The following is a 7,349-nucleotide window of genomic DNA, read 5'->3' as shown; positions in this document are numbered from 1 at the left end:
CCCAAAAAGGCCAAAGATGATATCCCTGTCAATACCTATACGACCCAAAAACCCTTCATTGGTAAGTGTATATCAAACGAACAACTAGTCCGGGAAGGGGGTATTGGTAATTGCCGTCACCTCAAATTTGACCTTTCTGGAGGTGATCTGCGGTATCTCGAAGGTCAAAGTATTGGTATTATTCCCGAGGGTACTGATGACAAAGGCAAACCCCACAAGCTTCGTCTGTACTCCATTGCTTCTACTCGTCACGGCGATGACCTGGATGATAAGACAGTATCCCTGTGTGTCAGACAGCTGCAGTACAAACATCCGGAAACTGGGGAAACCGTAAACGGTGTTTGCTCTACTTTCCTGTGCAATATGAATCCAGGGGATGATGTTAAAATCACTGGACCGGTCGGTAAGGAGATGTTGCTGCCATCGGACCCCAATGCCAATATCATCATGATGGCAACGGGCACTGGTATTGCACCATTCCGCGCTTTCCTATGGCGGATGTTTAAAGAGCAGCACGAAGATTACAAGTTCAAGGGCTTGGCTTGGCTGATCTTTGGTATTTCTACTACCCCTAACATCCTCTACAAAGATGATTTAGAAGAAATGCAGCAGAATAACCCAGATAACTTCCGCCTCACCTATGCCATTAGCCGTGAGCAGAAGAATTCTGAAGGGGGCAAGATGTATATCCAGCACAGGGTGGCGGAACATGCTGACGAGTTGTGGAAGCTGATGCAGCAACCAAACACCCATACCTACATCTGCGGATTAAAAGGTATGGAAGGTGGTATTGATGAGGCTTTGACTGCTGCAGCTGCTAAGGAGGATGTAGATTGGACTACATACAGACAGCAAATGAAGAAAGCACATCGCTGGCACGTTGAAACCTACTAGGTTACGGCTGGTATAAAGTAAATCCTCCAAAAGGAGGATTTAGAGCAAACTAGCGCGTCTGTTTCTTTTGGCCATAGGGCTGAGGGACACAGGCGCGCTACTGTTTATTTGAGTTGATTCTAACTACCTTGCTCACAGAATGAGATTTATGTTAAATTTAGTTAAAATAACGTTACAATAACTTGTGTTATCACGAGTTATGTGGCAATACCCCTCAAAGGTATTGACCAAAAATACAAAAATACTCAGGAATTACGCAAGTGCCCCCTAAATCCCCCAATTCTGGGGTACTTTGACATCATTACCCCCAAAATTGGGGGCAGGGGGGCAAAACCAACTAAACTTCGTAAGTTCTAATACTATAGGCAAACGGTTTTAGGGTATTGAATGGATATTTGATCTTGATTTGCTTTGTAATCAGATCCTCCCTAACAGGGTGATACCAGCATTCGTTACCAGTAATAGAGGCGAATAAAACATGAAATTTTCTTGGAGAATACTCCTACTCTGGACATTACCTGCCCTAGTCATTGGTTTTTTCTTTTGGCAGGGAACATTTGCCAGTACTACCGGGAATATGGGTAGTAATACCGCCAGTACTCGCATGACCTATGGTCGCTTCTTGGATTATCTTGATTCCGGTAGAGTCACTAGTGTTGACCTCTATGATAGTGGTCGCACAGCGATTGTAGAAGCTGTGGATGTGGATCTTGATAACCGCTTACAACGGCTGCGAGTAGATCTGCCAATTAGTGCGCCGGAACTGATTTCTAAGCTTAGAGAGTCTAATGTTGCTCTGACATCCCATCCCGCTCGCAATGATGGGGCAATTTGGGGACTGCTGGGGATTTAATTTTTCCGATTCTCTTGATTGCAGGATTATTTTTCCTATTCCGTCGCTCCAGCAACATGAATGGTGGTCCTGGTCAAGCGATGAATTTCGGGAAATCCCGGGCGCGGTTCATGATGGAAGCGAAAACTGGGGTCCTGTTTGATGATGTCGCCGGTATCGAAGAAGCGAAAGAGGAACTCGAAGAAGTAGTTACCTTCCTTAAGCAACCGGAACGGTTTACCGCTGTCGGAGCACGAATACCAAAAGGTGTGCTGCTGGTCGGTCCTCCTGGAACTGGTAAAACCCTCTTAGCAAAAGCGATCGCTGGTGAAGCAGGAGTGCCTTTCTTTAGTATCTCTGGTTCCGAATTCGTGGAAATGTTCGTGGGTGTTGGTGCCTCTAGGGTTCGTGACTTGTTCAAAAAAGCTAAGGAAAATGCCCCTTGTTTGATATTTATCGATGAAATTGATGCGGTAGGACGGCAACGGGGAGCTGGAATTGGTGGTGGTAATGATGAACGGGAGCAAACCCTAAACCAATTGCTGACGGAAATGGACGGGTTTGAAGGAAACACCGGCATTATCGTGATTGCTGCTACTAACCGTGCGGATGTTCTGGATACAGCTCTGTTACGTCCCGGACGCTTTGACCGCCAGGTGATGGTAGATCCCCCAGACCTCAAAGGGAGGATTAAGGTTTTGGAAGTCCATGCTCGGGATAAAAAACTGGCTTCAGAAATTTCCATCGAAGTGATCGCAAGACGGACCCCTGGATTCACTGGTGCTGATTTATCCAACCTGCTCAATGAAGCTGCTATCCTGACTGCTCGCCGTCGCAAAGAAGCGATTACAATGCTGGAAATCAATGATGCGGTTGACCGGGTAGTGGCTGGGATGGAAGGTACTCCCCTGGTAGATAGCAAGAACAAGCGATTGATTGCTTATCATGAAGTTGGTCACGCTATTATTGGTACCCTAGTCAAGGATCACGACCCCGTACAGAAAGTTACCCTGATTCCCCGGGGACAAGCTCAAGGTCTAACCTGGTTTACTCCTAGTGAAGAGCAAGGTTTAATTACCAGATCTCAGCTTTTGGCTCGCATTACTGGAGCGTTAGGCGGTCGAGCTGCGGAAGAAGAAGTATTCGGTGATGCGGAAGTCACTACTGGTGCCGGTGGTGATTTGCAGCAATTGACTGGAATCGCACGGCAAATGGTAACTCGCTACGGCATGAGTGACTTAGGTTCTCTGTCCTTGGAAAGCCAAGAGGGAGAAGTCTTTCTCGGTGCCGGATTAATGTCTAGGGCAGAGTATTCTGAAGAGGTTGCTGCTCGGATTGATCAGCAAGTTCGTCAAATTGTAGAACATTGCCATCAAGAAGCACGAGATATCATTCGAGATAATCGAGATGCGGTTGACCGATTGGTGGATCTGTTGATTGAGAAAGAAACTATTGATGGTGAGGAGTTCCGTCAAATTGTGGCTGAGTACACCGATGTGCCTGAGAAGCCACAGTATGTACCTCAGTTATAAGGGCTTGAAGAAGGTTGAAGGTTGAAGGTTGAAGGTTGAAGGTTGAAGGTTGAAGGTTGAAGGTTGAAGGTTGAAGGTTGAAGGTTGAAGGTTGAAGGTTGACCGTGAATCCTTAACAAACAGCCTGTTGATCTGATTTTAGAGGATCTAATGGTTAAGGCTACAGCAAAATTTAATTGGTAGTTGAGTGGGCATCGAACCCATGCCAATACCTACTATGCTTCCCCGGCTTGTTCAGAAGTCGGGGATTGTTGTAATTTTGTTCATTGAATATAGCGGTTTTCTTGAGCAATCAAGTATAGCGAATTTTCTGGCGTTGCTGAATTAAGGAATGAATGTGCGATCATTTGGTTTTATTAAAGCCCCCTAAATCCCCCAATTCTGGGGGACTTTGATAGTTTTGTTCCCCCCAGAATTGGGGGGCTAAGGGGGCAAAACCATACGCATAATCAGCAACGCCAATTTTCTTCCCCTTGCTCTCTATTCCCTGTTCCCAGATCCGCTGTTCCCAGATCCGCTGTTCCCTTTACTAAACTACCTCACCCAATTTAAAACCGCTATATTGATTAATCCAAATATGGCAAGATTACTTGAAACTTTGTTCCCACACCAACTTCGCTGTCCAGGTTAATCTTACCCCGATGCAATTCAACACATTTTTTAGCAATAGCCAGACCTAATCCTGTTCCTTTTATAGCACCAACATTAGTGGCTCGATAGAAAGAGTCAAACACTCGTTGCTTTTCTTTTGACGGAATACCAATCCCTGAATCCCGAATAGTTAAAATTGCTTCTTCTGGCTGACAAAATACGTCAAACTTAATGATGCCTCCTTGGGGAGAATATTTAACCGCATTAGATAGTATATTAGTCAAAATTTGTCCAACTAACTGTTCATCTAAATTAACTTGACTAGAATTACTCTGAGTAGAAAAATCTATTTTATAGTCACTACTTAAAGTAACCTGTAAATTATTAATAATTTTTTGGCATAGTTTCTCTAGATTCAAGTATTCAGGATGACAATCAAGTTCCCCTGATTCAGTTTTATCTAGGAAAATCACATTGGTCAGGAGTTGATTCATGTGTTCAACTGCCCATCCAATTTGTTGAAAATGTTTCAGTCTTTTATCTTCTGACAATTTCTCACTGTACTTAGCTAGCAATTCGGTAGACGATTGAATCATCATCATTGGAGTACGAAACTCATGAGATATCGTACTAATAACCCGAGATTTAAGTTCACTGAGTTCTTTTTCCTGTTCTAGGGATTTACGAATGATTTCTGAGCGACGTTCTCGTTCTTGGATATCCGCTTCCAATTTGATTTTCTCTTTTTCTAAAGCTTGAGCTTTTCTAAGTTCAGTGGTGTCTTGTAGCATACCAGAAAAACCGGTAACCACACCATCAATCATCAAGCTTGAATGAATATTAATCTCCCCCCAGCGGCACTTCCCTGTTTTGGTAACATATCTTATTTCATGTTTAAAGGAATCCTTTTCACCGTTGACTAGAGACTGCCACAATTGTTGATAACGTTCCTGATCATCAGGATCAATAAATTTTAGGCAATTTTTCCCTAGACTTTCTTCTACAGTAAAGCCAGTGAAAGTAGTCCAGGCGGAATTGAGAAATATCCAGTGTCCAGTGGCATCGATTTGAAAAAACACTTCTTTAACACTTTCTACCACAGAACGATATTGTTTCTCCCTCTCCCGTAAGGTTTTTTCTGCTCGATTAGCTTCGATCAGACGACGGACACGCTTCCTTAGAACTGATGGTTGGATGGGTTTAGTTATATAATCCGTTGCTCCGACTTGAAATGCCCAATCAACGGAAGCTTGGTCATTAAGTCCAGTAATCATTAATACTGGTGTTGATTCATTTTTAAGTAGCTTTTGGATTTGGGCGCAACACATAAACCCATCCATCACTGGCATCATAGCATCCAGCAAGACTATATCGGGTTTTAGCTCAGTATAAGCTGCCAGACACTGCTGCCCATCTCCTACATCTTCGACGTTATATCCCTCATTTTCCATAATTGTACGCAGCATTATCCGGGTTTGTTTATCATCATCGGCGACCAGGATTATAGGAGCATTGTTTTGTTCAGTATTCATCATATTTAAGCTAGTTTATACTGTTATTATAGTAAGCGTTAATAACGGTTTATCTCAGAGGTTGTCTGAGAAGTCTCATTTGCTACATCCAAGCCCCCTAAATCCCCCAATTCTGGGGGACTTTTAGAAGCAAATGGACTCTTCCCCCAAAGTTGGGGGGTCAGGGGGGCAAAATTCAATATCAAAAAACTTTTCAGATATCCTCTCACTAGTTTTGGATTTAATTAAGGTATTAATTTAAAATTAAAATAATAAACAAATGGTTATTAAACCTCAATTTCAGCATTGTTAACTGACGCAATAACCTAACGGACTTGTAAATATATTGATAAACATTACTATAGTTGTCAACCTTAGCACAGGCATCTTACCTGCACAAGGATGATGCTCACAGGAACAATTTATTTGACGAATCAAATCAGATAGTAGTTTGAGAAGGTTTAAAAGTCCCCTGCTTTATCTTCCTGGATCATCTCTAGTTGCTAAAACCGTATTGTTGGGGATTTTTTTGAGCTTGCAGTCAATTAAGATCTAGAAGAAATTACTCAAAGTGTGGACTGTTGACTGTGGACTGTTGACTGTGGACTAGCAATAGTCAACTTAAGCCAATGCATAGCCTACCCAAATTTTAGTGAGGCACACACCAAATTTTTTTCCTCTGGTCTGCTTCTTCCCACTCTGCCCCTCTGACCCTAAAAAAAAATAAGAGAGTCACAACTGCGGCTCTCTTAATCATCAGGGTGCATCTACTGATCTAAATATAACACAAATAATGAGGGGTGCAACCCCTCACCCCAAAAATCTAAAAAAATGTTATTTTATATACCGTCTTCAGGGAAAAGTTAACTGGAAACGGATGGGTTAACCCATGTAACGGATATAACGGAAGATGATATGGTTCTAGAAAGACTCAACTTGTTGTCAAGGCGTCAAACTCTGCAATGGCTAATCTTTGCATCCAGCACCTTTATCCTGGGGGCATGTACTCCCCCAAAGCAAACATCTTCTGGCAATGACTTGGGTGATGCTAAGCCCAGCCCATCGATGTCTTTCTCTCTAGGGGTGACCACTTGGATTGGTTTGACTCCTCTTTTGATTGCGCTCAAAAAAGGCTTCTTTCAGGAACTGGGGCTAAGGGTTGACCTGAAAACCTTTGGCTATAATCCCGATTATATCTCTGGCTTTTTAGCAGGAAAACTGGATGCTATTGCTCCTGTAACTTCTGAAGCAGTCTTATTGGCAACTAAGGGCAAAGACTATCGCATTGTTTTGGTAGAGGATAACTCCGTTGGTGGGGATGGCATCTTAGCCCGCAACAGTATTAGTAGCATTAAGGACTTTAAGGGTAAGAAGATTGCTGTTGAAAAAGGGGCAGTTAGCCATTTCTTTCTACTAAAAGTACTCACAGCAGTTGGGTTGAGTGAAGCTGATGTTACCTTGGTGAATGTGGATCCAGCCGGAGCAGCAGCAGCTTACCAGGTGGGGAATGTGGACATTGCTGTTACCTATGCACCATTCCTAAAACAGGCTAACTTGGCTCAACCTGATGGACGCATTATCTATGACTCGTCCCAAATACCAACAGCGATTACGGATGTTTATCTGTTTGCCACTGAGTATATCGAAGCTAACCCAGAGGCGGTGGAAGCCTTTGTCAAAGGGGTTTTCAAAGGACTAGGGTTTCTCAATCAATATCCATCGGAAGGGTTAGCGATCGCAGCTAAGGAGTTGAAAATTAAGCCGGATGCCCTAGCTGCTGATCTAAAAGGCATTAGTATCCCAGACGCTCGTGCCAATCTGGAGATGCTAGGAAATAAGCAGAGTGATTCCTACTTACGGTCGCCGTTGATGGATGTGGCGAGATTTTTGGCAAACCAAGGCAAGATTGATACTATTCCTGATATGGAGCAATTCCTGGAACCCAAATTTGTCAAAGCCGCTTTAGAAACATTGTAGAGAAACATTACC

The 7,349-nt window shown here is 43.3% G+C and carries 4 protein-coding genes and 1 pseudogene; 3 read left to right on the top strand and 2 right to left on the bottom strand.

Annotation, left to right across the window (positions count from 1 at the left end):
- On the top strand, positions 1-894 hold an 894-nt coding region (gene petH, locus LYNGBM3L_RS33160; protein WP_008191760.1), incomplete at its 5' end, for a ferredoxin--NADP reductase.
- A 478-nt stretch (positions 895-1,372) separates the two neighbouring features.
- Positions 1,373-3,258, top strand: a pseudogene (ftsH2, locus tag LYNGBM3L_RS33155) (ATP-dependent zinc metalloprotease FtsH2).
- On the opposite strand, the gene LYNGBM3L_RS48180 reads toward ftsH2, so the two are convergent.
- Together LYNGBM3L_RS48180 and LYNGBM3L_RS33150 are read right to left on the bottom strand one after the other, a co-directional pair.
- Positions 3,249-3,467, bottom strand: a complete 219-nt coding sequence (locus LYNGBM3L_RS48180; RefSeq protein WP_075873616.1) for a hypothetical protein — start codon at positions 3,465-3,467, stop codon at positions 3,249-3,251. The pseudogene ftsH2 and the gene LYNGBM3L_RS48180 overlap by 10 nt on opposite strands.
- A gap of 357 nt (positions 3,468-3,824) precedes the next feature.
- The gene (locus tag LYNGBM3L_RS33150) at positions 3,825-5,384 is read right to left on the bottom strand and encodes a hybrid sensor histidine kinase/response regulator (RefSeq protein ID WP_131827023.1); all 1,560 of its coding nucleotides are present in this window, start codon (positions 5,382-5,384) and stop codon (positions 3,825-3,827) included.
- A gap of 891 nt (positions 5,385-6,275) precedes the next feature.
- Between LYNGBM3L_RS33150 and LYNGBM3L_RS33145 the strand changes: the two genes are divergently transcribed.
- A complete protein-coding gene (locus LYNGBM3L_RS33145; RefSeq protein WP_008191749.1) occupies positions 6,276-7,337 on the top strand; it encodes an ABC transporter substrate-binding protein in 1,062 nt (353 codons plus the stop codon).
- The last annotated feature ends 12 nt before the right edge of the window (positions 7,338-7,349 follow it).

This window comes from Moorena producens 3L, assembly GCF_000211815.1.
GTDB lineage: Bacteria > Cyanobacteriota > Cyanobacteriia > Cyanobacteriales > Coleofasciculaceae > Moorena > Moorena producens.
This window is presented reverse-complemented; position numbering and strand designations above follow the sequence as displayed.